Raw genomic sequence first — 24,273 nt, forward strand, 5'->3', positions numbered from 1 at the left:
TCACTCCCAACTGAACAGGTAGGTGAGCATGTCGGAGCCCGTGCCGACGTGGGTTGGCGCGACCGCCAAACAGATCTCCCGAGCGGTGCGGCGCGGCGACGCTTCGGCGACGCGGGTCGTCGTCGACCATCTGGAGCACATCGCGGTGGCGGAGCCGATCGTCTCGGCGCTCCGGACGGTCCGCTCGGCGGCCGCCGTGGCTGAGGCGGAGAAGGTCGACGAGCAGCCTGACCTGGCGAATCTGCCGCTGGCCGGGGTGCCCGTAGTCGTCAAGGAGAACACCGCGGTCGCCGGGCTCCCGACCGGTCACGGCGTCAACGGCGCCGTCCAGCCGGTCGCCGAGCACGACCACGAGGTCGTCCGGCGGCTCCGCGGCGCGGGCGCGGTGGTCGTCGGGATCACCCGGATGCCCGAACTGGGGCTGTGGGCGGTCACCGACGACACGTCCGGGGCGACGCGCAACCCGTGGCGCACCGACCGGACCCCCGGCGGCTCGTCTGGCGGGTCGGCGGCGGCGGTCGCCTCTGGCATGGTCCCGATCGCCCACGGCAACGACGGCCTCGGCTCCATCCGCATTCCCGCGGCCTGCTGCGGGGTCGTCGGCGTCAAGCCCGGCAGCGGCGTTGTTCCCGCCGACGACGACACCGACGAGTGGTTCGGCATGGTCGAGCACGGCATTCTCGCCGGCTGCGTCGCCGACGCCGCGCTCGGCCTCGATGTCCTCGCCGGCCGAACGCCCACTCCGCTGAAGCCGCCCGGACGGCTGCGGGTGGCGGTGTCGCTGCGGTCGCCGGTCCCCGGGATCTGGCCGGACGCCGCGAACCGGGACGCGGTGACGACCGCAGCCCGGCTCCTGGTCGCCGCCGGCCACGACGCCGCGATCGGCGATCCGGGGTACGCCTCGGCGGCGTTGCGCAACGGCCCGCTGTGGTTCGCCGGCGCCCACCGCAAGATCCTCGATCTCGGCCTGGACGGCCGGCAGTTGCAGGCCCGCTCCCGGCGGCACGCCGCGGTCGGCGCGGCCATGCTGCGGCTGGGCCTGGTACGTCAGGTCGACCGGGAACGTTGGCGGGCCCGGGCGCACGCCTTCTTCCCGTCCCGGCGCTTCGACGTGCTGCTCACCCCGGTCCTGGCGGCGCCGCTGCCCCGGGCCGGCGGCTGGGCGGCCGGCGGCTGGGCGGCGAACGTGGCCGCGTCGTTGCGGTACGCCCCGTACGCCGCGCCGTGGAACGTCGCCGGGCTGCCCGCGCTGAGCGTGCCGGTCGGCGTCGGAGCGGACCGGCTGCCGTTGGCGGTGCAGCTGGTCGGCCCGGCCGGCAGCGAACGGACGCTGCTGGCGTTGGCCGGCCAGCTTGAGCTGGCCAACCCGTGGCCCCGGCACGCGCCGACGTTCCCACGGGTGGCGTCGGCGCGGTAAGAGCCACTCGCGGTCCGCGGGTCGGGGTGGCACGATCACCCCATGCGTGAACTGGTGACGATCGCCGATGTCCAGGCGGCGGCGAAGACGCTCGCGGGCGTCGTCCGGGACACCCCGTTGGAGCATTCGTCGCCGTTGTCGGAGATCGCCGGCGGCCCGGTGTGGCTCAAGTGCGAGAACCTGCAACGGGCCGGCTCCTACAAGGTCCGTGGGGCCTACGTCCGTATCTCCGGGCTGAGTTCCGTGGAACGGGCGCGGGGCGTGGTGGCGGCCAGCGCCGGCAACCACGCCCAGGGGGTGGCCTTGGCCGCGGGCCTGCTTGGTATCCGGTCGACGGTGTTCATGCCGGTCGGCGCGCCGCTGCCGAAGGTGGCGGCGACCCGTTCGTACGGCGCTGACGTCGAGTTGACCGGCGCCACCGTGGACGAGGCGCTGGTGGCCGCCCGTGAGTTCGCCGACCGCACCGGGGCGGTGTTCATCCACCCGTTCGACCATCCGGACGTCATCGCCGGTCAGGGCACGGTGGCGTTGGAGATCCTGGCCGCGTTGCCGGAGGCCGCGACGATCGTCGCGTCGGTCGGCGGCGGCGGTCTCGTCTCGGGGATCGGGGTCGTCGTGAAGGCGCTTCGGCCGGATGTGCGGGTGGTCGGCGTGCAGGCGGTGGGGGCGGCGGCGTTTCCGCCCTCGTTGGCCGCCGGGCATCCGGTGCGGCTGGCGTCGTACAGCACCATCGCCGACGGCATCGCGGTCGGCATCCCGGGCGACCTGACCTTCGCTCACGTCAGCGACCTGGTGGATGACGTGGTCACCGTCTCGGACGACGACCTGTCCCGGGCGATGCTGATGCTGTTGGAGCGGGCCAAGCTCATGGTGGAGCCGGCCGGCGCGGCGGCTGCGGCGGCGCTTCTCACCGGGAAAGTGGCTGTGGGCACGCCGGCGGTGGCGGTGCTCTCGGGCGGCAACGTCGACCCGTTGCTGCTCATGAAGCTCATCGAGCATGGACTGGCGGCCGCCGGGCGTTTCCTACGGTTCACGGTGCGCTGCGCGGACCGTCCGGGCAAGCTGGCCCGGCTGCTGGCGCTCATCGCCGACAGCCGGGCCAACGTGTCCGATGTCGAGCACCGTCGGCACGATCCGCGACTCGGGTTCGGCGAGGTCGCCGTCAGCCTGTCGGTGGAGACCCGCGGGGGAGAGCACTCCGGGGAGCTGGTGCGGGCGCTACGGGCTGCCGGCTACGAGGTCACCTTCCGCTGAGAACGCGGCAGCTTGCCCGCCCTGCCCTCGTCGGTGGTCAGGCCGGCGGCTGCTGGCCCCCGAGCTGGGTGATCGCGTTCCTGATGTCCCGCAGGAAGTAGCTGACCTGGGTGTAGTGCCCCGGGTTGCCGGGCCGGGCGCAGCCCTGGCCCCAGCTCGTCAGACCGACCACCACCCAGGCGCCGTTGTGCTGGGCCAGCAGCGGCCCGCCCGAGTCGCCCTGGCAGGTGTCGATCTGGCCGTTGCGCACGTCGCCGGCGCAGATCTCCTGGGCCGCCACCACCTCGCGGCACTGCTGGTCCGAGACGAACGGCAGGTTGACCTCGCGCAGCGTCGGGCTGCCGGCGCCGCCTTCGGAGGTAGCGCCCCAGCCGATGGCCCGGAACATCGGTCCACTGTCCAGGTTGGCGCTGGTCGGCAGCTTGACGAAGGTCTGGATGGTGGAGGGTCGGTTGAGTTTGATGACGGCCCAGTCGCGGTCGGTGGCGGTTCGCCCCTTGCGGATTCCCGCGCTGGAGCGCATTTCGCCGCTGCGCCAGTTGACCCTTCCGGTGTACATGGTGACCGAGCTGCTCTGCTCGAAACAGTGCGCTGCGCTGAGAACGATGTCCGGCGAGATGAGCGAGCCACCGCACCCCATGCTGAGGTAGGTCATGAACGGGTAGGCGCCCTCGGCGGCGGGCCGGCCGCCGACGATCCGCTGTCCCGGGTCGGTGGCTGTGGGGGCTGCCGCCGCGGCGACCGGGGTGAGCATGAGGGTGGCGGCGGTGAGGGCCGCGCTGATGGCGGCGGTGAGTCGACGGCTCATGTGTGACCTCTTGGCACGAGTGGGTAGGGGCGGGATATCCGCGCAACCATAGAACGTATTGGCGGTTGTCGAAATCCTTGGTCACATAAAACCTTTTGTCGATAGATGTTGGCAAATTAGCTGGCCGTCATGATCAACAAACGCACAGTAAAGGACGCGGCCGGCGTATTGCCGGCCGCGTCCTGAGGCGCGTGACTGGTTAGTCGCTGAACGGCGCGAAGCTCACCACCGTGACGCTCACCTGGGCGCCGGTCGGCGTGGTGTAGCTGACGGCCTGTCCGGCGGCGGAGCCGAGGACGGCGGCCCCGATCGGGGACTCTGGGCTGTAGACGGTTTGGTCGGTCGTCGCGGCGATCTCGCGCGACCCGAGCAGGAAGGTCTCGGTGTCGTCCGGGTCACCCTCGAAGTAGATCGTGACGACCATGCCCGGTCCGACCACGCCGGCCTCGGGGGCGGCGCCGACCTTGGCAGTACGCAGCAGCTCCCGCAGGTAAAGGATTCGCCCTTCCTGCTTACCCTGCTCCTCGCGTGCGGCGTGGTAACCGCCGTTCTCCCGCAGATCGCCCTCCTCGCGGCGGGCGTTGATCTCCGCGGCGACCGCGGGACGGGCCGCGATGAGCTCGTCCAACTCGGCCTGAAGGCGGTCGAATGCGTCCTGGGAGAGCCAGGTCGTGGCTTCGCGGTCAGTCGTGGACACGGACGAACTCCTCGCTTCGGGGAAAAACGTGACGCCGCCCCCGTAACAGCTCCTACCCGGACGAATGCGCCCAGGTCGGCGCTGGCGGCCGACGCCGTCGAGGACGGGCAGCGGCGCGGGGGCGACGTGCGTAGAACCACCAACTCTAACAGCGGGTTCGCCAACTGCCCTGTCAATTCTCCTCGGGTCAACCCCGCCGGCAGCGCACCGCTTCGCCGACAAAACCGCGCCCCGACGTCGCCAGGACGACCTCCTGCACCGGCGCGCCGGCCGGCACCGGGGCCTCGACCCGGCCGACGACCGCGCCGGCGCGGTCCCGCGCCCGCACCGAGCACACGGCGGCCGCGCCGTCGGGCAGGTTCACCTGGAACCGCACCGAGAAGGCGCTGTCCGACAACGGCTCGTAGGCGATCGTCTGCGGCTGGAAGTCCGGGTCGCCGATGAGCTGGTACCCGCGGACGCCGATGGCGGTGGCGGCCCCGACCGCGACGACCGCGCCCACGACCAGCACCGCCCGGTGCCGCCGCCCGTCCGGCTGACGCCGCCGGCCGTACCGGCCGGCAGGGAAGACCGGGGCGTTGTGGATCGTCACCCGGGCGCCTCCCGTCGGTTGCTCTCGGCCAGAATGTTCGGTGACCATCATCCCAGGTGGCCCCGGGGCTTCCCCGGTGGCCCGGGAGCCGACGAAGGAGAGCCAGCGGTGGCTGAGCAACTGCGCCTCATGGCGGTCCACGCCCACCCCGACGACGAGTCGAGCAAGGGCGCCGCCACCATGGCCAAGTACGTCGCCGAAGGCGTCGACGTGCTCGTGGTGACCTGCACCGGCGGCGAGCGCGGCAGCGTCCTCAACCCCAAGCTCGACCGCCCCGACGTGCTCGCCGACATCGCCAACATCCGTCGAGCGGAGATGGACGCCGCGCGGGCGATCCTCGGCGTCCGGCAGGAGTGGCTCGGTTTCGTCGACTCCGGGCTTCCGGAGGGCGACCCGCTGCCGCCGCTGCCGGACGGCTGCTTCGCCCGCGAGGACGCCCAGTTCGCGGCCCGCCGCCTCGTGGAGATCGTCCGGCGGCACCGGCCGCACGTCATCCTCACCTACGACGAGGACGGCGGCTACCCGCACCCGGACCACATCATGACCCACACGATCAGCTCGATCGCTTTCGACGCCGCCGGTGATCCGGAGCAGTTCCCCGAAGCCGGGGCGCCGTGGCAGCCGGCGAAGCTGTACTACCACCACACCTTCACCCGGATGAAGTTCGAGGCGCTGCACGCCGGGATGCTCGCCGAGGGGCTGGAGTCCCCTTACGGCGAGATGCTCGACAACTGGTTCTCCGACCCGACCCGCGACCGTGGCCCCCGGGTCACCACCCGCGTCCCGTGCGCCGAGCACTTCGCCACCCGCGACGACGCCCTGCGCGCCCACGCCACCCAGGTCGACCCGGACGGTTTCTGGTTCCGGGCCCCGCTGGAGGTGCAGGCCCGGCACTGGCCCACCGAGGACTACGAGCTGGCCAAGGCGGCCATCGAGACGCGGCTTCCGGAGACCGATCTGTTCGCCGGCCTGCGCTAGCCGTACCGTGGAGCCGGGTCCACGTACCGGAAAGGGCGGCGCAACATGATCACCGAACTCGTCCCGCTGCTGGAGGGGGCGACCGCGCTGGTCGGCAGCCTGGACGCGACGGCGGGCGTCGAGCCCACCCAGCCGCCCCGGGTCAACAACTTCGGCGACACCCGGGTCGGCGGCCTCGCCGGGCCGCTCGGCGCGCTGTTCGTCGTGCTGGTGGCGATCGTCACCGTGCTGCTCATCCGGAACATGAACACCCGGCTGCGTCGACTCCCGCGAGAATTCCCCACCGACGCCGCCGGGGTCGTTCCGCGGCAGGGGTCGGGCGAGCCGCCGGCCACCGCCGGCCGCTGAACGAAAGTGACCTGAGGGTACGCCGGGGCTTCAGTTATCGCGGGGTGCCCCTGTTGCGGAAATCCGGTTTGGCTTAGCCTTCCCGCGGGGAGGGAATTGTCCTCCGCTCCGTATGCGGAAGGAGGCAACGGCCAGTGCCGTCGTCGCACCTCAGCGTGCGGAAGCAGCGCCGCGCGGGGCAGGTGCTCTCCGCGGCGCTCTCGGGCGCGGCCGTCGTCGCCATCGCCATCGGCCTGATTTCTGTCCTTCGGGAACCCGCAGCCGTAGCGCCTTTCGCCTGGCGGTGGGCGGTCGTCGCGGTCGCCACCGCTGTCGCCCACGTCGCTGTGCTGCGGCTCCGTCTGGGCTCCGTCGTGCTCAACGTCTGCTGGGGCGAGGCCGCCATCATCGTCGGGCTGCACCTGTTGCCGTGGGAGTTGCTGGTCAGCGCCACCGCCGTCGGGGCGGGGATCGCGTGGTGGCTCCAGGCCCGTGGTGACCCCGGCAGGTCCCGCCGCCACGGCAGGCACGTCGCGGCCGTCGTCGCGGCCACCGCCGCCATCGCCGGGGTTGTCGCGCTCGTCTCGCCGACCGTCGGCGCGCCGTGGACCCCGGAGCTGGCGGTCGTGCTCGCGTTGGCCGCCGCCGCGCTCCACCTGGCGAGCACCGCTGCCCGGACCGCCTCGGCCGCCATCTGGCACCGCAGGCGTTACTGGTTGTTGACGATGCGGGCCGTGCACGGCGCCAGCCTCACCCTCGTCGGCAACACCGTCGCCGGGCTGGCGGCGGTCGCCATCCTCGCCCGCGAACCGCGGTGGCTGCCGCTGCTGGCCCCGGTCCTGTGGCTGCTGCACCAGACCTACGCGCACCGGCTTCGCGCCGGCGACGAGCGGCGGGCCTGGCGCGCGCTCGCCGAGGCCACCAGCCGGCTCAACCAGCTCGACGAGGCCGAGGTGGCCCGCGCGGGACTGCGCGGGGCCCGGGAGATCTTCGGCGCGGCCTGGGTCGAGCTGGACGTCCGCCGGCCGTACGGGCTGTGGCGGCGCTACGTGGACGGTCACCAGCCGGCCGCCGCCACCGGCGGGTCGTCGGTGACCCGCAGGCTCACCGGCGCCGGCGGGGAGGTCGCCTGGCTGCGGATGTTCCGCCCCGCCGAAGCCGACTCGGCCGCCCGCGACGAGCTGCTGCTCGGCGCCCTCGGCGACGCTCTCGCCGCCGCCCTCGACAACGCCGCCAGCCAACGCCGGCTGCGGATGGTCGAGGCCCGGTCCACCTACGCCGAACAGCACGATCCGCTCACCGGGCTGATCAACTGGGCTGCGCTGCTGGCCGAGGGTGACACCGCGCTGCGCCGGCTGCCCGCCGATGAGCCGGTCGGGCTGCTGCTGCTGGACGTCAACGACTTCAAGGAGGTCAACGACACCCTCGGGCACGCCGCCGGCGACGAGCTGCTGCGGGTCGTCGCCGGTCGGCTGCGCCGACTCACCCGACAGGGTGAGCTGCTGGCGCGCCTCGGCGGGGACGAGTTCGCGATGCTCGTCGCGCCCAGCGACAGCGCCCCGGAGCCGGTGTGCGCGCTGGACCTGCCCGGCCTGCCGGAGCGGGACCGGGCCGCCCCGCGAGCGGTGGCGCTGCGCCGGGCCCGGCAGATCGCCGAGGAGCTGGCGGTGCCGGTCGAGGTCGCCGGGGTGGCGCTGTCGGTCGAGGCGTCGGTCGGGGTGGTCATCGCCTCGGCGGGCACCGCGACGATGACCGAGCTGGTGCGCCGGGCCGACCGGGCGATGTACCAGGCGAAATCCGGCGGCGGCAGCGTCGGCTGGTACGACAGCGCCCGCGACGCCGCCAGCACCAACCAGCTCGCGCTGCTGGCCGAGCTACGGGCGGCGCTGGCCGTCGACGACCAGCTCGTTCTGGCGTTGCAGCCGGCGGTCGACCTCAAGACTGGGGACGCCACCGGCGTCGAGGCGCTGATCCGCTGGAAGCACCCGCGCCGCGGGCCGCTGGCGCCGGGGGAGTTCATCTCGGTCATCGAGAGCAGCGACCTGCTCGCCCCGTTCACCCAGTACGTCATCGACCGGGCGTTGGCCACCGCCGCGGACTGGGCGCTCAACGGGCTGCTGGTGCCGATCTCGGTGAACGTGTCGGCCCGCAGCCTGCTCGACCCGCGTCTGCCCGCCGACGTCGCCGAGCTGCTGCGCCGGCACCAGGTGCCCGCGCACCGGCTCGTTCTGGAGATCACCGAAACGGTGATGATGAGCGAGCTGGCCGTCATCGACGAGGTGCTGGCCGGGCTGCGGGCCACCGGCGTGCAGCTGGCCGTCGACGACTTCGGCACCGGCTTCTCGTCGATGACGTTGTTGACCAGGGTCCCGGTCGACGAGCTGAAGGTGGACCGGGAGTTCGTCGCCGGCATGGTCGACTCGCCGGAGGCGGCGGCGATCGTGCGCACCACCGTGGACCTGGCCCGCGAACTGGGGCTGCGGGTGGTGGCCGAAGGCGTCGAGACCGCCGATCAACGGGCGGCGCTGACCGCCCTGGGTTGCACCTCCGCCCAGGGCTACCACTTCTTCCGGCCGATGCCGCCGGAGAAGGTGCTCGGGGTGCTGCGGGCGCTGCGCGACAACGCGCAGGCCAGGATCGTCCCGCTGCGGGCCGACGGCGTCTCCTGAGCGACAGCCGGCTCGCCGGCGCTCTCAGGCCCGTTCCCGCCCGCCGGCGGGCCACGTCGTGTGAGACGCTGGCCGGATGAATCGGCTCGGTGACGCCACCTCGCCCTACCTTCAGCAGCACGCTGCCAACCCGGTGGACTGGTGGCCGTGGGGTCCGGAGCCCCTGGCCGAGGCCAGCCGCCGGGACGTGCCCGTGCTGATCTCCGTCGGATACTCGGCCTGCCACTGGTGCCACGTCATGGCGCACGAGTCGTTCGAGGACGACACGGTCGGCGCGGCCCTGCGGGACGGATTCGTGTCCATCAAGGTCGACCGGGAGGAACACCCCGATGTCGACGCCGTGTACATGACCGCGACCCAGGCGATGACCGGCCACGGCGGCTGGCCGATGACCGTCTTCGCCACCGGCGACGGCGAGCCGTTCTTCTGCGCCACGTACCTGTCGCGCGAGCAGCTCCTTGAGGTCGTCGGGGCGATCCGGTCCGCCTGGGCCGAGCAGCGGGGCGCCGTCCTGGCGCAGGGCAGGGCTGTCGTCGAGGCGGTGGCCGGGGCGCAGGCCATCGGGCGCGGCGGGGCCCCGATGACGCCGGCGACGCTCGACGCGGCCGCCGCGACCCTGGTCCGCCAGCACGACGACGCCCACGGCGGGTTCGGCGGCGCGCCCAAGTTCCCGCCACACCTCAACCTGCTGTTCCTGCTACGCCGGCACCAGCGCGCTGGCGACGAGCGGGCCCTGGAGACCGTCCGGCACACCGCCGAGGCGATGGCCCGCGGCGGCCTCTACGACCAGCTCGGCGGCGGCTTCGCCAGGTACAGCGTCGACGAGACCTGGACGGTCCCGCACTTCGAGAAGATGCTCTACGACAACGCGCTGCTGCTGCGCGGCTACACCCAGCTGTGGCGGCTCACCGGGGACCGGTTGGCCGGTCGGGTCGCCGCCGAGACCGCCCAGTTTCTGCTGCGTGACCTGCGCACCGCCGAGGGCGGGTTCGCCTCGGCGCTGGACGCCGACGCCGACGGCGTCGAGGGGCTCACCTACGCCTGGACGCCGACCCAGCTCGTCGAGGTCCTCGGCCCCGAGGACGGGGCGTGGGCGGCCGACCTGTTCGCGGTGACCGCCGGCGGAACGTTCGAACACGGCACGTCGGTGCTCCGGTTGGCCCGGGACATTGACGCGGCCGACCCGGCGATCAGAGACCGGTGGCGGGTAGCGCGGGCGGCGCTGTTGGCGGCCCGCGCCGCCCGACCTCAGCCGGCCCGGGACGACAAGGTCGTCGCAGCGTGGAACGGGTACGCGGTGACCGCGCTCGCCGAGTTCGCGCGGCTGGCGGCGCTCACCCAACTCCCGTCCATCCCGGACCTGTCGCCGGCTCCGACGTCTGCGGGCCCGTCGACCGGGCCCGCAGACGACGTCGACGGCGCCGCCGCGGCAGCGGTCGCCGCTAGCGACGCCGCCGTCGCCGCAGGCGAGCTGCTCGCGGCCGTCCACCTGGTCGACGGCCGGCTCCGGCGGGTGTCCCGGGACGGGGTCGCCGGCGCCCCGGCCGGGGTGCTGGAGGACTACGGCGCGGTCGCTGAGGCGTTCTGCGCGCTCCACCAGCTCACCGGCGACGGGGTGTGGCTGCGCCGGGCCGGCGAGCTGCTCGACGTCGCGTTGGCCCGGTTCGGCCGTGAGGGGGCCGGCTTCTACGACACCGCGGACGACGCCCACCCGCTCATCACCCGACCCGCCGACCCGACCGACAACGCCACCCCGTCCGGACAGTCGGCGGTCTGCGCGGCGCTGGTCGCCTACGCCGCGCTGACCGGGCAGACCCGGTACCGGTCCGCGGCCGAGGCGGCGCTGGCGACGATCGCCCCGGCGGCGGCCAGGCACCCGCGGGCCACCGGCTACGCCTGCGCGGTGGGGGAGGCGCTGCTGTCCGGCCCGTACGAGATCGCCGTCGTCACCGACGACCCGGCGGGGGATCCGCTGGTCGCGGCGGCGCTGTGGGCCGCGCCGGCGGGCGCGGTCGTGGTGGCCGGATCGCCGGACGCCGACGGGGCGCCGCTGCTGGCCGGCCGCACCAGGATCAACGGCGCGGCGACGGCTCACGTCTGCCGGGATTTCGCCTGCGAGCAGCCCACGACCGACGTTTCCGTCTTGTTGAAGTCCCTGACCGGACGCTGATCAGTCCCTGACCGGTCGCCGGCCGGGCGCCCCCGAAGCGATGGTCTAGGCTGTCCGGCGAGATGGACACCCGTACCGGACTCCCCGTGGTGGGCATGGTGGGCGGCGGTCAGCTGGCCCGGATGACCCACCAGGCAGCCATCGCGCTCGGTCAGTCACTGAAAGTGCTCGCCACCTCACCAGAGGATGGCGCCGCGCTGGTCGCCGCCGACGTGCAGATCGGCGGACACACCGACCTGAGCGCCCTGCGCACCTTCGCCAAGGGCTGCGACGTGGTCACCTTCGACCACGAGCACGTGCCTGGAGAACACATCCGGGCGCTGGCCGCCGAGGGCGTCGCCGTGTATCCGCCGGCCGACGCGCTGCGCTTCGCGCAGGACAAGCAGGCGATGCGCGAACGCCTCACCGCGCTCGGCGCCCCCGCGCCACGCTGGCGCCCGGTCGCCGACGCCGCCGACATCGTCGCCTTCGCCGCCGAGACCGCCTGGCCCGTGATCGCCAAGGCGACGCGCGGCGGCTACGACGGCAAGGGCGTCTGGGTCGTCATCGACGAGGAGCAGGCCGTCGAGCTGGTGGCTACCGGCACGCCGCTCATCGTCGAGGAGCGGGTCGCGCTGCGGCGCGAGGTCGCCGTCATGGTGGCCCGGTCGCCGTTCGGGCAGGTCGCCGTCTACCCGATGGTGGAGACGGTGCAGCGGGACGGCATCTGCGTCGAGGTGATCGCCCCGGCCCCGGACATGCCGACCGACCGGGCTGTGGCCGCCCAGAAGCTCGCCATCGACATCGCCCACGCCCTCGGCGTGGTCGGGCTGTTGGCGGTCGAGCTGTTCGACACCGGCACGGACCTGCTGGTCAACGAGCTGGCGATGCGCCCACACAACTCCGGGCACTGGAGCATCGAGGGCGCGCGGACGTCTCAGTTCGAGCAGCACCTGCGCGCGGTGCTGGACTACCCGATGGGTGACACGTCACTGACGGCCCCGTTCGTGGTGATGGCGAATGTTCTGGGCGGGGAGGCCGACGGCCTGTCCATCGACGAGCGGCTGCACCACCTGCTCGCCGAGGACCCGGCCGTCAAGGTCCACCTGTACGGCAAGCAGGTCCGCCCCGGACGCAAGATCGGCCACGTGACGGCGCTCGGTGACGAGCTGGACGCGGTGCGCGCGCGGGCCGTCCGGGCCGCCCGTTGGCTGTCCGAGGGCCGTTGAGCGGACCGGTCGCCGTCACCGTCCTAAGGCGCCTGCTAGCTTGACTCGTTCGTCCGTCGACACTCCTTCGTCCGTCGACCGCTTCCTGGAGGAGACGCTCTTGCCGCAAGCAGCACACCCCACCGTTGGCGTGATCATGGGTTCGGACTCGGACTGGCCGACGATGCGGGCCGCCGCCGATGCGCTCGACGAGTTCGGCGTCAGCTACGAGGTTCGGGTGGTGTCGGCCCACCGGACACCGCAGCTCATGCTCGACTACGCCAACGCCGCGGCGGGCCGGGGCATCAAGGTCATCATCGCCGGCGCCGGCGGCGCGGCGGCGCTTCCCGGCATGGTCGCCTCCGCGACGCCGCTGCCGGTGGTCGGTGTTCCGGTGCCCCTCAGGCACCTCGACGGCATGGACTCGCTGCTGTCGATCGTGCAGATGCCGGCGGGCATCCCGGTGGCCACAGTCGCCGTCGGCGGCGCCCGCAACGCGGGCCTGCTCGCGGTGCGGATGCTCACCACCGGCGATGGCGCCGAGGCCGGGCGCCTGCGCGACCGGATGGTCTCCTACCAGGCCGAGCTGATCACCATGGTGGCCGAGAAGGAAGCCGCGCTGAAGGCCACGCTCGACCACTGACGCCGCCGGCGCTGTCGCTCACCGCATCCGTTTGATGGCGCCCCGCAACCGGGCCATGTCCCGGCGACGCTTCTCGTTGGTGGCGCCCACGTACAGCAGCACCAGGCCAAGCGGGACGAGGATCAGCCACGGCCCGATGAGGACGAGCGCGTTGAGTGCCACGATCGTCGTCACCGCCGATCCCACGACCACCGGCGCCCGCTGCCGGCGCACCGAGCCCGCGATGAGCGTGCCGACCGCCGCGAGCAGGAGCAGACCCTGCCGCAGCGCGCTGGTGTCGGTGGTGAGCACGATGACCAGCGTCGGGACGAAAGCTGAGATCAACGCCGGGCCGTAGGCCGTCCAGCTGCCCAGCTCCGGCCGGCGGCGCAGCTCCAACACCCCGATGAGCAGCGTCAACGCCGCGAACGGCAACGTGTACGCCTCCACCATGCCCACGTCCGCAACCCACATCAGCAGCCACCAGGCGACGGTTTCACAGCCGATGGCCGTCCAGAACATCACCCGACGTTGGGCTTCGGACCGCCCTCGTCTGGTCGAGGCGATGCCGAGCACCGCGCCCCAGGCGGCAAGCACAGCGGCCAGGTGCCGGGTGGAGTCCATGGCGAGCAGCGCGGCCAGCACAGCGGCGGCGTGTCCGCTGTACTCGACCACCACTGCCTCGGTCCGCGACAGCGCCCGGCCGAGCCTCGGCAAGGTCGCCGAGGCGATCACCAGCGCCGCGCCGACGATCAGCACCCCGAACGCCGACCAGGCGCGGTCCCACCCCGCCGCCAGGCCGCCGGTGAGCACGAACGCCTGCGCTGCGGCGGCCGCGAACAGCCAACCCATGATCCGGGCCAGCGCCGTCCGCCCGGCCAACGCCGCCGTCACCCCCACCGCGGTCGCCCCGCCGAGCGTCAGCAGGGTCAGCGGTTTCGTGGCCAGGCTGCCGGCCAGACCGGCGCCACCAGCCGCCAACGCCACCACGAACGCCGCCACCCGGCTGGCCCGCACCGGGACCGTCCGGCCGGAGACCGCCGGCGGCGGCGTCAACGCCACCCCGAGCATGAGGACCGCGAAGACGGTCAACGCCGCCAGGGTGACCGCCGGCCAGCCCAGCCGCAACCCCAGCGGTGCCACCAACAACGTCACCCCCAGACCCGGCAGGACAACCGGCGCGGGCCGCCCCGCCCGGCCGTACCGGAAACCGGCGGCCGCCAACACCGCCGCAAGGGTCAGCAGAACGGCGGCGAGCACGTCCGCGGGGCTGGCGTCGACGCGCTCGTGCAGCTGGCCCAACTCCGGCGGCGGACCCTGCCACACGCTGTTTAGGGTGAGGAACGGGGTGGTCAACGCCGCCCACAGCAGGGGCGCGAGGGCGGCGATCGCGAGCAGGTTCGGCAGCGCCGTCGCGGCGATCGCGCCCATCGGCGGGCGCAGCATCCAGCGCCGGGGCGACCGGTAGACCGGGCTCGGGTCCCTCGGCAGCGTGGTATGTTCCCGGATCAGCTCGGCGCAGACGCCGATGACCACCGCGACCGCCGCACAACCGGCCACGCCTCCGGTAGGCAGCGCCGCCACCGCGATCGACGTGGCGCCCACCGCGAGCCCCGCCGACGCGTACGGCAGGTAGCGCCGGATCGACCGCCGCGCCACCGCCACAGCGACCAGACCGGCCACGGCGGTGGCCATACCGAGCCCCAGCGTCAGCTGGGCCGGCGCCCCCACCGCCGCGGCCGCGCTCGCCGCCGCCCCCGGCGCCGCGGCCAGCGTGACCGCCAGGCCGGCCCCGCCCAACCGGAGGGTGTCCCGCCGGCCGGTGCGGTTGAACCTCGCCTTCGCGATGACCGCCACCAGCAGCCCCAGCCCGGCGACGAAGGCGAGCGCCAGCGCGGTAGTCCAGGGCCGCACCAGGCCCGCCCCGATGGCGTGGGCGGCGACCGCCGCGGCCACCGCGGCCCGGGTCCGGCCGGCGCGCGCGTCGTCGGCCAGCACCGCCGCGATCCCGTAGGCCGTCGCCACCGCCGCGTCGATGACGATCGTCGACCACCATGGCAGGCCGAACGCCGCCGGGACCGCCACCGTCGCCAGGGCGACGCACGCGCCGGCCGCGTCGTAGCTGAACGGCCGCGGCAGGATCACTGCCGCGGCCACCGCCAACAGCAGCAACGCCACCGGCGCCTGCCAGCCGTCCGGGCTCACGCCCACCGACCCGAGCTCGCTGTGCCAGATCGGACCCGGCGCGACGAGGGCCCGCAGCCCGTCGCGCAGGGCCAGCACCGCCACGAACGCCGCGATGAGTCCGCCGGCCAACGCCACACCGATGGCCGGGCCCCGCCGCCATTGCTCGGGCAAGGCCCGGGAGCCGGCCGCCACCGCCAGCACGAACACCGCCGCCACCACCAGCTCAGCCGACGGCGTCAGCAGGGTCGCCGCCCGGCCGAGCGCGGCGATGGTGGCCGCCACGGCAGCCGCAGCGGCCACGTCGGCGCCGTCCAACGCCTGGTCGGAGCGACGACGGGAGTCCCACAACGGCGCCAGCGGCACTGTCAGCGCCGCTGCCACCACCACGGCGCCCAGGCACATGTCCGCCCAGGTCGTGCCGCGCATCCCGATGGCCATGACGAGCGTCGCCAACGCGCCCAACACCCCGGACACCGTCAACGCCGCGCTGGGCATCCGGCGCCTGACCTGAGCGAACGCGCTGAACAGCAGGCCCGCGCCCACCAACACGGCCACCCCGGCGACCCGCGCGGGGCCGCCTGCCTGACCCGCTGACAACACGGCGGCGACCGTCCCCGGCAGCGCCAACGCGGCCAACGCGGCGCAGCCGTCCGCGACCAGGTCCGGGTCGACGCACCGGCGCGCCACCGTCCGCGCCGTGACCGCCACCATGGCCGCCGCCGCGGCCGTCACCAGCAGCACCGCGGCGGTCAGCTCCGGCCGGGTCAGCGAGGCGCTCGCGGCGAACAACGCCAGCAACCCGGCGCCGGTCAGGTGGGCCACCAGCGCCCGACGGCGCGGCGCGACCAGCGCCGCCGCCGCCAACGCCACCGCGAACCCCAGCGGCAGCCACGGCCCAACCAGCCACGGCAGGCCCCAGGACGCCGGCAGGCACAACGCCGTCACGACCACGCCGACCGTCAGCCACTCCCGCCGCCGTCCCGCCGCCAGCGCCGCGCCCGCGGCGACCGTGAGCAGCGCCGCGCTCAGCGCCACCTGCCAACCGCGTGGACCGACCGCGTCGGCGAGCCGCCCGGCGTACGCGTCCAGGTCGGCGTGCCAGGGCGGTCGGGCCGCGGCGAGGGCGGCGTTCGCCGCCGGCAGCGCCGCGGTCAGCGTCGCCACCCCGGCGGCGGTGATGGCCGCCACAACACCCCACCGGGCGCCGCGCCGCGACGACCCCGGCACCGCCCAGGTCGCCAGCGCGCCGACGCACACCACCGCGGAGAGGGTCAGCATCGCCTGACTTGGCGCCCCCACCATGGCGGCCCGTGCCGCCACCGCCAGGACCGTCGCGGTCAGCAGCGCCGTCGCGGCGTCGCCGAGCGCGTCGTCGCGGCCGGCGACGCGGGCGCCGGCGACCCCGAGCCCGGCGGCCAGCACCGCGGCGGCGCCCGCGCCGAGCAGCGTCGTCGCGTCGCCGGCCGCCACCAACGCCGCCGCCGCGAAGGCCAGCGCGGCGGTCAGGGCCAGCCCGTACAGCACCCACCCGGTCTCGGTGAGCCAGAACCTGCCGGGCGCCCGGGGTTCGGCCGGCGCCGCCGGCGGCGCCAGGCGTCGGGCTGGGGCGCCGCCGCCGCTGACGACCGCGTCCGCCTCCTCCGGGTCGCTCTCGGGACGTGACGGGACCGCCGGGGCGGGCCGCGGAGCGTGGGCCCACCGCGACAACCGGCCCGGCAGCAGCCGGATCAACGTCAGGTCGATGGCGGCCACCGCGGCCAGCGCCACCGCCCAGGTGGCGTCGCCGGGCAGCCAGGGACGCAGCAGCAGCGGCAGCACCGGCTGCGCCGCCAACAGGGTGGCGTACCGGGGGACGTACAAGCCGGTCCGGCGGGCGTACCAGGCCGCGACCGCGACCGTGACCGCCAGGACCAGCGCCGCGTACGTCTCGCCCGGCATGGGGCGTAGCCGGAAACCCGGCACCGTCCACAACGCGGTTCCCACCAGCGGCACCATGAGCAGACCGACGGCGGCGACAGTCTCGGCGGTGGCGGCCAGGCCGCGCGCGAGCAGGCGTGGTGGGATGCTCAGGGTCGCGATGGTCGCGGCGAGCAGGATCGCCGTCCTGGTCACCGCCCCCAGCGTCGTGATCGCCAGGCCGGCGAAGACGATGGCCGACACGCCCAGCAGCAGGGCGCCGAGCACCAGCAGAACCGTCTGGACCGACCCGGACGAGGTTTCCGGCGGGGCGTGGCCGTCGTCGGCCTGCCGTGGTGGCTGTCGTTGCCGAGGCGGCGCCACCGGCGGCAGCGGGCCGGGCGCCCGCCGGACGACCCGCCGGCGTCGGGCGACCTTGCGCCCTGATCCGAACTCGTGCCGCAGCCGGTCGTCCTGGGCGTTGGCGAGCATGGTGCGTCGGTGCATCGCCGCCTGGATCTTCGAGCTGAGATCGGTGCGTTGTTGCTGGATGGCGACGTCCCGGGCGGCCAGCTCGGCGATCTCCCGATCGATGTCGGACAGCGCTGTGGCCACCGACCCTGGCGCGGCCCCGCAGTGCGGGCAGATCCGGGCCGGATCGGCCGCTCCGCCGCAGGTCGGGCAAGTCTCGGCACGCATGGCACCTCCGGGCCGACGGTCGCGACCGTGCCGCCGTTCGCGGCCGGGCGCTCATCCGCAGTGGACTCTACCCACGGCGTTACCGAGAGAATGCCCTGCGCGTCCGACAAAATGAAGCCCCCGGGTGACCTCGCGGTCGCTCCCGGGGGCGATTGTCGGACGTGACCTGCGGCGTTACGGTCGACCCATGCCGCGGTAGGTCCAGCCGGCCTGGCTCCACAGCGCCGGGTCCAGGCAGTTCCGGCCGTCGATGACCTTCCGCGCCGAGACCAGCTCGCCGAGAGCGTGCGGGTCGGCGTGCCGGAAGTCCGCCCACTCGGTGAGCACACAGACCAGGTCAGCGCCGGTGACGGCGTCGGTGAGGGTCTTGACATAGCCGAGGTCGGGCTGGACGAGCCGGGCGTTGTCCATGCCCTGCGGGTCGTAGACGCGTACCTGCGCCCCGGCCTTGTCGAGCATCGCGGCCACCGACAGGGCGGGCGCGTCGCGGACGTCGTCGGAGTTGGGTTTGAAGGTGGCGCCGAGGACGGCGATCCTGGTTCCGGACAGGTCCGGGCCGGCGGGGCCCGGCGGGCGTTCCAGCAGCTCTGCGGCGACCTGGACGACCCGGCTGCGCCGCCGCAGGTTGATGAGGTCGACCTCGTGTAGGAATCGCAACGCTTCGCCGGCGCCAAGTTCCTGGGCCCGGGCCTGGAACGCGCGGATGTCCTTCGGGAGGCAGCCGCCCCCGAAACCGACCCCGGCCTGGAGGAAGCGGTTACCGATCCGGGGGTCGTAGCCGATCGCGCGGGCGAGCTGGGTGACGTCGCCGCCGGCGACCTCGCACACCTCGGCCATCGCGTTGATGAACGAGATCTTGGTGGCGAGGAAGGCGTTCGCCGCGACCTTGACCAGCTCGGCGGTGGCGAAGTCGGTGACGACGACCGGGACCTCCCGATCCTCGGTGGCGGCCAGGTCGAAGACGCCCTTGTGGGCGGCGTAGAGCATCGAGTTCGCCCAGTCGCTTTTGACGCCGACGACGATCCGGTTGGGGCGCAGCACGTCCTCGACGGCGAAGCCCTCCTGGAGGAACTCGGGGCTCCACGCCACCTCGACGCCCAGCGCGGGGTCGACCTGGCGGGCGACCAGCTGCTCCACCCACTCGGCGGTGCCCACCGGGACCGTCGACTTGCCGACCACGAGCGCCTTGCGGGTGAGCTGCTTGGCCAGGCTGGTCACCGCCGCCTCGACGTACGACAGGTCCGCGCCCATGCCGTCGGCGCGCTGCGGGGTGCCCACGCAGATGAAGTGGACGTCGCCGTGCTCGGCGACCTCGGCCATGTCGGTGGTGAAGCGCAGCCGGCCAGCGGCGAGGTTACGGCGCAGCAGCTCCGGCAGGCCGTGCTCGTGGAACGGCACCTCGCCCGACGCGAGTCGGTGGATCTTGTCCTCGTCGACGTCGAAGCCGACCACCTCGTAACCCAGCTCGGCGAAGCAGATCGCGTACGTCGCGCCCAGGTAGCCGGTGCCCAGGAAGCACAGCCGTGGCCGGGACGCCCCCGAAGGTGGGGTCACCGGGATCAACGGTGGCACGGCCTGGCTGCTCGGGTACGGGATGGTCACGTTGTCTCCGCTCGCTCACCGGGATCGAGTAGCTGATCTCGCCCTCCGGACTTAGGTAGCTAGTCGGTATCCTCACATCCGGCGTACTCCGGAGAGAAGTGAGGGACCGTGATGACGGCGGGTCAGGCAGCGGGTTTGTATGAATTGCCGGAGGAGCATCGGGAGATCCGGCAGGCGGTTCGAGACGTTTGTGATGCCAAGGTGCGGCCAAACGCCGCAGAAGCCGACGAGAACAGCGAGTTCCCCCGCAAGTCGTACGAAGCGCTTGTTTCGGCGGATTTCCACGCGCCACACATCCCGGAGCAGTACGGCGGCGCCGGCGCTGACGCGCTCGCGACCGTCCTCGTCATCGAAGAAGTGGCCCGGGCCTGCGCGGCGTCCTCGCTCATCCCCGCCGTCAACAAGCTCGGGACCCTGCCGCTGCTGCTCGGCGCGTCCGAGGAGCTCAAGCAGAGGTACCTGCCGCCGGTCGCCCGCGGCGAGGCCATGTTCTCCTACTGCCTCTCCGAGCCCGAAGCCGGCAGCGACGCCGTGTCGATGACCACCCGCGCCGACCAGGACGGCGACCACTACGTCCTCAATGGCGTCAAGCGCTGGATCACCAACGCCGGCGAGTCCGAGTACTACACCGTCTTCGCCGTCACCGAGGCCGGCGCGCGCTCCCGTGGCATCTCCGCCTTCGTCGTCGAGAAGTCTGACGAAGGTGTCTCGTTCGGGGCGCCGGAGAAGAAACTCGGCATCAAGGGCTCGCCGACCCGCGAGGTGTACTTCGACAACGTCCGGATCCCCGCCGACCGGCTCATCGGCCCGCTCGGCGGCGGCTTCGCCCTGGCCATGCAGACCCTCGACCACACCCGGGTCACCATCGCCGCCCAGGCCCTGGGCATCGGACAAGGGGCGCTCGACTACGCCCTCGGGTACGCCCTCGAACGGCAGCAGTTCGGCAAGGCCATCGCCGAGTTCCAGGGCATCCAGTTCATGCTCGCCGACATGGGCATGAAGCTGGAGGCGGCCCGGCAGCTCACCTACGCCGCCGCCGGCAGGTCCGAGCGCTCGGACGCCGATCTGACGTACTTCGGCGCCGCCGCCAAGTGTTTCGCCGCCGACGTGGCCATGGAGGTCACCACGGACGCGGTGCAGATCCTCGGCGGATACGGGTACACCAAGGACTACCCGGTCGAGCGGATGATGCGTGACGCGAAGATCACCCAGATTTACGAGGGCACGAACCAGGTGCAGCGGATCGTCATGGCCAGGCAGCTGTTGAAGGGCCTCGGCTGAGGCACACAATAACGTTCGAGTCGATGCTGGACAGCGCGGGTGGCGCTCGCGACCATCACGTGCGGCGACCACGTGCCGTTGCTGTGGCACGCGGCCGCCGGCGGTGGGCCTCGTCGTGCTGGTCGTCGGCCTGCGCCTCATCGCGGGCAGGCGTGGTGGGCTGGTCCTGATTTGACCGAGATGGCCGTTGGCTCAGGAGGCGAGTAGTTCGTCGATCTGGTTGATCGCCGCCGTGGCCCCCTCGACCATGCCCATGTCCAGCACTTGCTGCAACGCTTCGGCTGAGGCGTACGTGGCCAGGTAGGTCGCTCTGGCGCCACCGCCGTGGGGGGTGAAGGAGTAGGTGTTCTTGGCCACCGGCAGGTCCGGGTTCGGGTTGAAGTCGATGTCGGCGAAGCCGTCATCGAAGGCGAAGCTACGCGGCTCGTCAACGGCGGTGACGAGCCAGTAGCCGGCGAACTTCTCGCCGTTCGGGCCGGTCATGAAGTAGGTGACGCGCCCCCCGGGCCGCAGGTCGTGGTCGACGAACGTCGCCGGGTACGTCGGTGGCCCCCAGACCCTCTCCAACTGACGCGGGTCGGCGTAGATCTGCCAGACGCGCTCGACCGGCGCGGCAAAGTCAGCGGTCACGGTCAAGGTGAGGTTTTCGAGATCCTGTTTGATGTCGGTCACGGGCATGGCTCAGTCCTCCAGGTCGGGTTCGGTTGCGAGGAGCAGGTCGATACGGTCGATGCGACCGCGCCAGATCTGCTCCAGTTCGGTGAGCATGGATGTCACCGACCTCACAGCTTCCACATCGCCGCTGGCCAGTTGCTCCCGGCCGCTGCGCCGTTTCGTCAGCAGTCCAGCTTTTTCCAGCACGGCGACGTGCTTCTGCACCGCGGCGAAGCTCATGTCGTACTTGGCCGCGAGCGTGGATACCGAGTGCTCCCCGGCCAGCACCCGGCGCAGGATGTCCCGCCGGGTGCGGTCGGCGAGCGCGTGGAACAGGGCGTCCGCCCGGTCTGCGCTCTCCTCGGTCACTGACCTAATATACAACCGATCGGTTGTGTGTTGTCAAGGTTGCCTGGTTGACTCGACCGGAATCCAGAGTTGAGCTTGTGCTTCCGTGCCAGCCGCCGACAGCCGGACGCGGAGTAGCTCGGGCCCTGGCCTGCTCTGGTAGGGGTTCGACGGGAACCATTCGGTGAACACATCCCGCCAGAGATGCTGCAACGCCTCCGGGAAGCGGCCGGAGCTGTCGAAAACAGCCCAGGCCCCCGCCGCCACATCGAGACTGTCCAGACCGGCCGGCGGTTCGGCGGTCGTGGCCACCCCGTGGAAATAGTCCAGTTCGGTGCCTTCGGCCCGACTGGCGTCCAGGTTGACGCTTGCGCTAATGATGCCGTTCGGCTCGGCGTCGGACAAGGACTCGATCCGCTGAAGCTCCTCCCGCCCGATGCTTCGGATGAAGTCCGCGATCGTTGGATTGATCCCTTCGTGGACGAGCGGGACCCTGGCCTTCTTTCCGACGACGCGGAACTCGTCGCGTTCGACGATCTGATACTGCATGCTGCTGCTCCCTTCGACGATGAGACGGAAGGACATCCGAGGTTGCGAGCGCAGCGGCGCGCCGACCCGGCGAGCCTCGCCCGGTCCGACCCCGTGCACAGCGCGGAACGCCCGTGCCAGGGACTCTCCGGAGCTGTAGCCGTAGCGCACCGCGATCTCGAGCAGCGTCACCCGTCCGGCGAGCACCTCCGCCCCCGCGACGGTCATCCGGCGACGCCGGATGTACTCGGAGAGCGGCATTCCGGCCAGCGAGGAGAACAGCCGCCGTAGGTGGTACTCCGACGTCACCACGATCCTGGCGAGTTCGGCCGGATCGATGTGGCCGTCCAGATGTTCCTCGATGTGGCCCATAGCCGCGTTGAGCCGTTCCAGCACCTCGACTCCCTCCCGTTTGTGATCACCACGTTAGGTCGGGTGTACGGGCTGCGCCTGACATCCTGAGCCCGGTTCAGTCGGGCCCGGACTGGCGTGTGGCACCGGGGCGCTGTCGCCGCCAGGTTCGGCGCGAACGTCGAGGTCGGCCAGTTGGCGGACTGTCGCATAGGCGACAGTCCGCGCGTCGGATCGTCGTGCGGCTGAGACCATCGACTGAACCACGACGCGACCATTCCGGTCACAGCACAGTCCGGAACGACGGCGAGGAGCCCACCAATGTCGTACGAGACTGTCAGAATCGGCCGTCGTGCCTTGTTCGGGCTTGCCGGCGCCGTCGCCGGCGTCGCGCTCATCGGCCGGGCCGAGGCGGCCCCCGGCCTGCCGCCGCGCCTGTTCGACGACATGGTGCTGCGGGCGCAGCGCTGGGTGAACGCTACCTACGGGAACCGCCCGAAATGGAAGCCGGCGCCCGAGGACGGTCGCACCGGAACTGACACGGTTACGGCGCTGGTGCGGGCGTTGCAGCACGAGGTGGGCATGGACCCGTCGGTTGTCAACGGCGCCTTCGGGCCGGCCACGCTGAGCCTGGTGACCGAGAAGATCGGTCAGGTCGCCGCCGGCAAGCCGGCGAACATCATCAAGATCGCGCAGTCCGGGCTGTACTGCAAGGGCTACCCCGGCGACCAGATCGGTGGCGTCTGGGGTGCGGAGACGCAGCGGTCGGTGAGCGGACTGCGTCGCGACATGGGCCTGACCGACGGCCGCGGCACGTTGACCCCCAATGAGCTGCGCGGCCTACTCACGATGGACGCCTACCAGCTTCTACCCGGCGGCGTCGCCGCGGTCCGGCGTGCACAGCAGTGGCTCAACCAACGCTACGCGAGCCAGCCGGCCTGGTTCGCGATGGGCCCCGCCGACGGACTGGTGACCCGCCAGTCGCTGGCGCGTCTGGTGTCGGCGGTCCAGTGGGAGCTTGGTATCACCAGTCCTACCGGCGAGGTCGGCCCGGCCACCCTGGCCGGGTTGCGCAAGCGCACGCCGATCACGGTGGGCGACGCCGACGCCGGCGGCGCGCCGTTCGTCCAACTGCTGCACGCCGCGTTGATCTTCAACCGCAACGAGGCGCCGTGGAGTTCCACGTTCAGCGCGGCGTCGGCCGCGCAGGTCCGCAAGTTCCAGACCTTCGTCGGACTTCTGCCGGCCAACGGCGCCGGCGACGGGTACACCTGGGCGTCGCTGTTGATCGCGAACGGCGATCCGAGCCGTCCCGCGAACGCCGCCGACTGCAGCACCCCACTGACCCCCGCGAGGGCCGCCACCCTGCGCGCCGCCGGCGCGACCGTCGTCGGCCGGTACCTGACGAACGTGGGCAACTTCAACAAGAAGCTCCAGCCGGGGGAGCTGGCCACGGTCTTCGCCGCCGGCCTGCGAGTCTTCCCGATCTATCAGACCAGCGCGGACACGGCGTCGTACTTCACCGCCGCTCAGGGGCGGGCGGACGTCCAGGCGGCGATCGCGGCGGCCCGCGGCTACGGGTTCCGCAACGACACGATCATCTACTTCGCTGTCGACTACGACGCGTACCCCGCGGACATCGCCAGCGGCGTCCTGCCCTACTTCACCGCGCTCAAGGCGACGATGGACGCCGCGGGCTCGCCCTACCGGGTTGGCGCCTACGGTGTGCGGAACGTCTGCATCCAGTTGGAAGCCGCCGGGCTCGCCGTGACCAGCTTCGTCGCCGACATCGCCCACGGCTACGACGGCAACCTCGGCTACCCGCTGCCGTCGAACTGGGCGTTCGACCAGTTCGCCACCGTCACGCTCGGTGTCGACGACGCCAGGATCGAGTTCGACAAGAACGTCGCCTCCGGCCGGGATCCGGGCCAGGCGTCCGTTGAACAGGTCGCGGCGACCTGACCTTGGATCGCCGTCGTGGCCGCGGTGTGGGTGGATCCGCCGCG

The 24,273-nt window shown here is 72.6% G+C and carries 18 protein-coding genes; 10 read left to right on the top strand and 8 right to left on the bottom strand.

Annotated elements, in window-relative coordinates; genetic code table 11:
* The first annotated feature begins 22 nt into the window (after positions 1-22).
* Together ABD287_RS12140 and ilvA are read left to right on the top strand one after the other, a co-directional pair.
* A complete protein-coding gene (locus ABD287_RS12140) occupies positions 23-1,417 on the top strand; it encodes an amidase (RefSeq protein WP_344172338.1) in 1,395 nt (464 codons plus the stop codon).
* A gap of 42 nt (positions 1,418-1,459) precedes the next feature.
* Positions 1,460-2,671 carry a threonine ammonia-lyase gene (ilvA, locus tag ABD287_RS12145; RefSeq protein ID WP_344172340.1) on the top strand — a complete coding sequence of 404 codons (1,212 nt, stop codon included), beginning with the start codon at positions 1,460-1,462 and terminating at the stop codon, positions 2,669-2,671.
* Positions 2,672-2,708: 37 nt separating this feature from the next.
* On the opposite strand, the gene ABD287_RS12150 is transcribed toward ilvA, so the two are convergent.
* From ABD287_RS12150 to ABD287_RS12160, 3 genes are all read right to left on the bottom strand, one after another.
* Positions 2,709-3,479, bottom strand: a complete 771-nt coding sequence (locus tag ABD287_RS12150; protein WP_344172342.1) for a S1 family peptidase — start codon at positions 3,477-3,479, stop codon at positions 2,709-2,711.
* A 199-nt stretch (positions 3,480-3,678) separates the two neighbouring features.
* Positions 3,679-4,176, bottom strand: a complete 498-nt coding sequence (greA, locus tag ABD287_RS12155; protein ID WP_344172344.1) for a transcription elongation factor GreA — start codon at positions 4,174-4,176, stop codon at positions 3,679-3,681.
* Between the two features lie 187 nt (positions 4,177-4,363).
* A complete protein-coding gene (locus tag ABD287_RS12160) occupies positions 4,364-4,768 on the bottom strand; it encodes a DUF4307 domain-containing protein (RefSeq protein WP_344172346.1) in 405 nt (134 codons plus the stop codon).
* 108 nt (positions 4,769-4,876) lie between these two features.
* Between ABD287_RS12160 and mca the strand changes: the two genes are divergently transcribed.
* The 6 genes from mca to purE all read left to right on the top strand — a co-directional run bounded on the left by mca (position 4,877) and on the right by purE (position 12,742).
* Positions 4,877-5,746: a mycothiol conjugate amidase Mca gene (gene mca, locus ABD287_RS12165; RefSeq protein WP_344172348.1), complete on the top strand. Its 870-nt coding sequence runs from the start codon at positions 4,877-4,879 to the stop codon at positions 5,744-5,746.
* A gap of 99 nt (positions 5,747-5,845) precedes the next feature.
* Entirely contained in the window at positions 5,846-6,094 is a 249-nt protein-coding gene (locus ABD287_RS12170; protein WP_344172461.1) for a hypothetical protein, read from the top strand.
* Between the two features lie 134 nt (positions 6,095-6,228).
* Positions 6,229-8,742: a putative bifunctional diguanylate cyclase/phosphodiesterase gene (locus ABD287_RS12175; RefSeq protein ID WP_344172350.1), complete on the top strand. Its 2,514-nt coding sequence runs from the start codon at positions 6,229-6,231 to the stop codon at positions 8,740-8,742.
* Positions 8,743-8,818: 76 nt separating this feature from the next.
* Positions 8,819-10,912 (top strand): thioredoxin domain-containing protein, encoded by a 2,094-nt coding sequence (locus ABD287_RS12180; RefSeq protein WP_344172352.1) that lies wholly within the window; start codon positions 8,819-8,821, stop codon positions 10,910-10,912.
* Between the two features lie 62 nt (positions 10,913-10,974).
* A complete protein-coding gene (locus ABD287_RS12185; RefSeq protein WP_344172354.1) occupies positions 10,975-12,120 on the top strand; it encodes a 5-(carboxyamino)imidazole ribonucleotide synthase in 1,146 nt (381 codons plus the stop codon).
* 136 nt (positions 12,121-12,256) lie between these two features.
* Entirely contained in the window at positions 12,257-12,742 is a 486-nt protein-coding gene (gene purE, locus ABD287_RS12190; protein ID WP_344172355.1) for a 5-(carboxyamino)imidazole ribonucleotide mutase, read from the top strand.
* A gap of 18 nt (positions 12,743-12,760) precedes the next feature.
* On the opposite strand, the gene ABD287_RS12195 is transcribed toward purE, so the two are convergent.
* Both ABD287_RS12195 and ABD287_RS12200 read right to left on the bottom strand, forming a co-directional pair.
* A complete protein-coding gene (locus tag ABD287_RS12195) occupies positions 12,761-17,503 on the bottom strand; it encodes an SCO7613 C-terminal domain-containing membrane protein (protein ID WP_344172357.1) in 4,743 nt (1,580 codons plus the stop codon).
* Between the two features lie 174 nt (positions 17,504-17,677).
* Entirely contained in the window at positions 17,678-19,105 is a 1,428-nt protein-coding gene (locus tag ABD287_RS12200; RefSeq protein WP_344172359.1) for a UDP-glucose dehydrogenase family protein, read from the bottom strand.
* Between the two features lie 111 nt (positions 19,106-19,216).
* Between ABD287_RS12200 and ABD287_RS12205 the strand changes: the two genes are divergently transcribed.
* On the top strand, positions 19,217-20,386 hold the full coding sequence (locus ABD287_RS12205) for an acyl-CoA dehydrogenase family protein (RefSeq protein WP_344172361.1): 1,170 nt from the start codon (positions 19,217-19,219) through the stop codon (positions 20,384-20,386).
* Between the two features lie 192 nt (positions 20,387-20,578).
* On the opposite strand, the gene ABD287_RS12210 is transcribed toward ABD287_RS12205, so the two are convergent.
* Genes ABD287_RS12210 through ABD287_RS12220 form a run of 3 tightly spaced genes read right to left on the bottom strand, consistent with a single transcriptional unit; the run spans position 20,579 to position 22,312 of the window.
* On the bottom strand, positions 20,579-21,064 hold the full coding sequence (locus ABD287_RS12210) for an SRPBCC family protein (protein WP_344172363.1): 486 nt from the start codon (positions 21,062-21,064) through the stop codon (positions 20,579-20,581).
* Positions 21,065-21,067: 3 nt separating this feature from the next.
* Positions 21,068-21,409 carry an ArsR/SmtB family transcription factor gene (locus ABD287_RS12215; RefSeq protein ID WP_344172365.1) on the bottom strand — a complete coding sequence of 114 codons (342 nt, stop codon included), beginning with the start codon at positions 21,407-21,409 and terminating at the stop codon, positions 21,068-21,070.
* A 33-nt stretch (positions 21,410-21,442) separates the two neighbouring features.
* Positions 21,443-22,312, bottom strand: a complete 870-nt coding sequence (locus tag ABD287_RS12220; protein WP_344172367.1) for an AraC family transcriptional regulator — start codon at positions 22,310-22,312, stop codon at positions 21,443-21,445.
* Between the two features lie 276 nt (positions 22,313-22,588).
* Between ABD287_RS12220 and ABD287_RS12225 the strand changes: the two genes are divergently transcribed.
* Positions 22,589-24,229, top strand: coding sequence for a glycoside hydrolase domain-containing protein (locus ABD287_RS12225; RefSeq protein ID WP_344172369.1), 1,641 nt, complete (start codon positions 22,589-22,591; stop codon positions 24,227-24,229).
* The last annotated feature ends 44 nt before the right edge of the window (positions 24,230-24,273 follow it).

Source organism: Pilimelia columellifera subsp. columellifera, from assembly GCF_039532605.1.
Taxonomy (GTDB): domain Bacteria; phylum Actinomycetota; class Actinomycetes; order Mycobacteriales; family Micromonosporaceae; genus Pilimelia; species Pilimelia columellifera.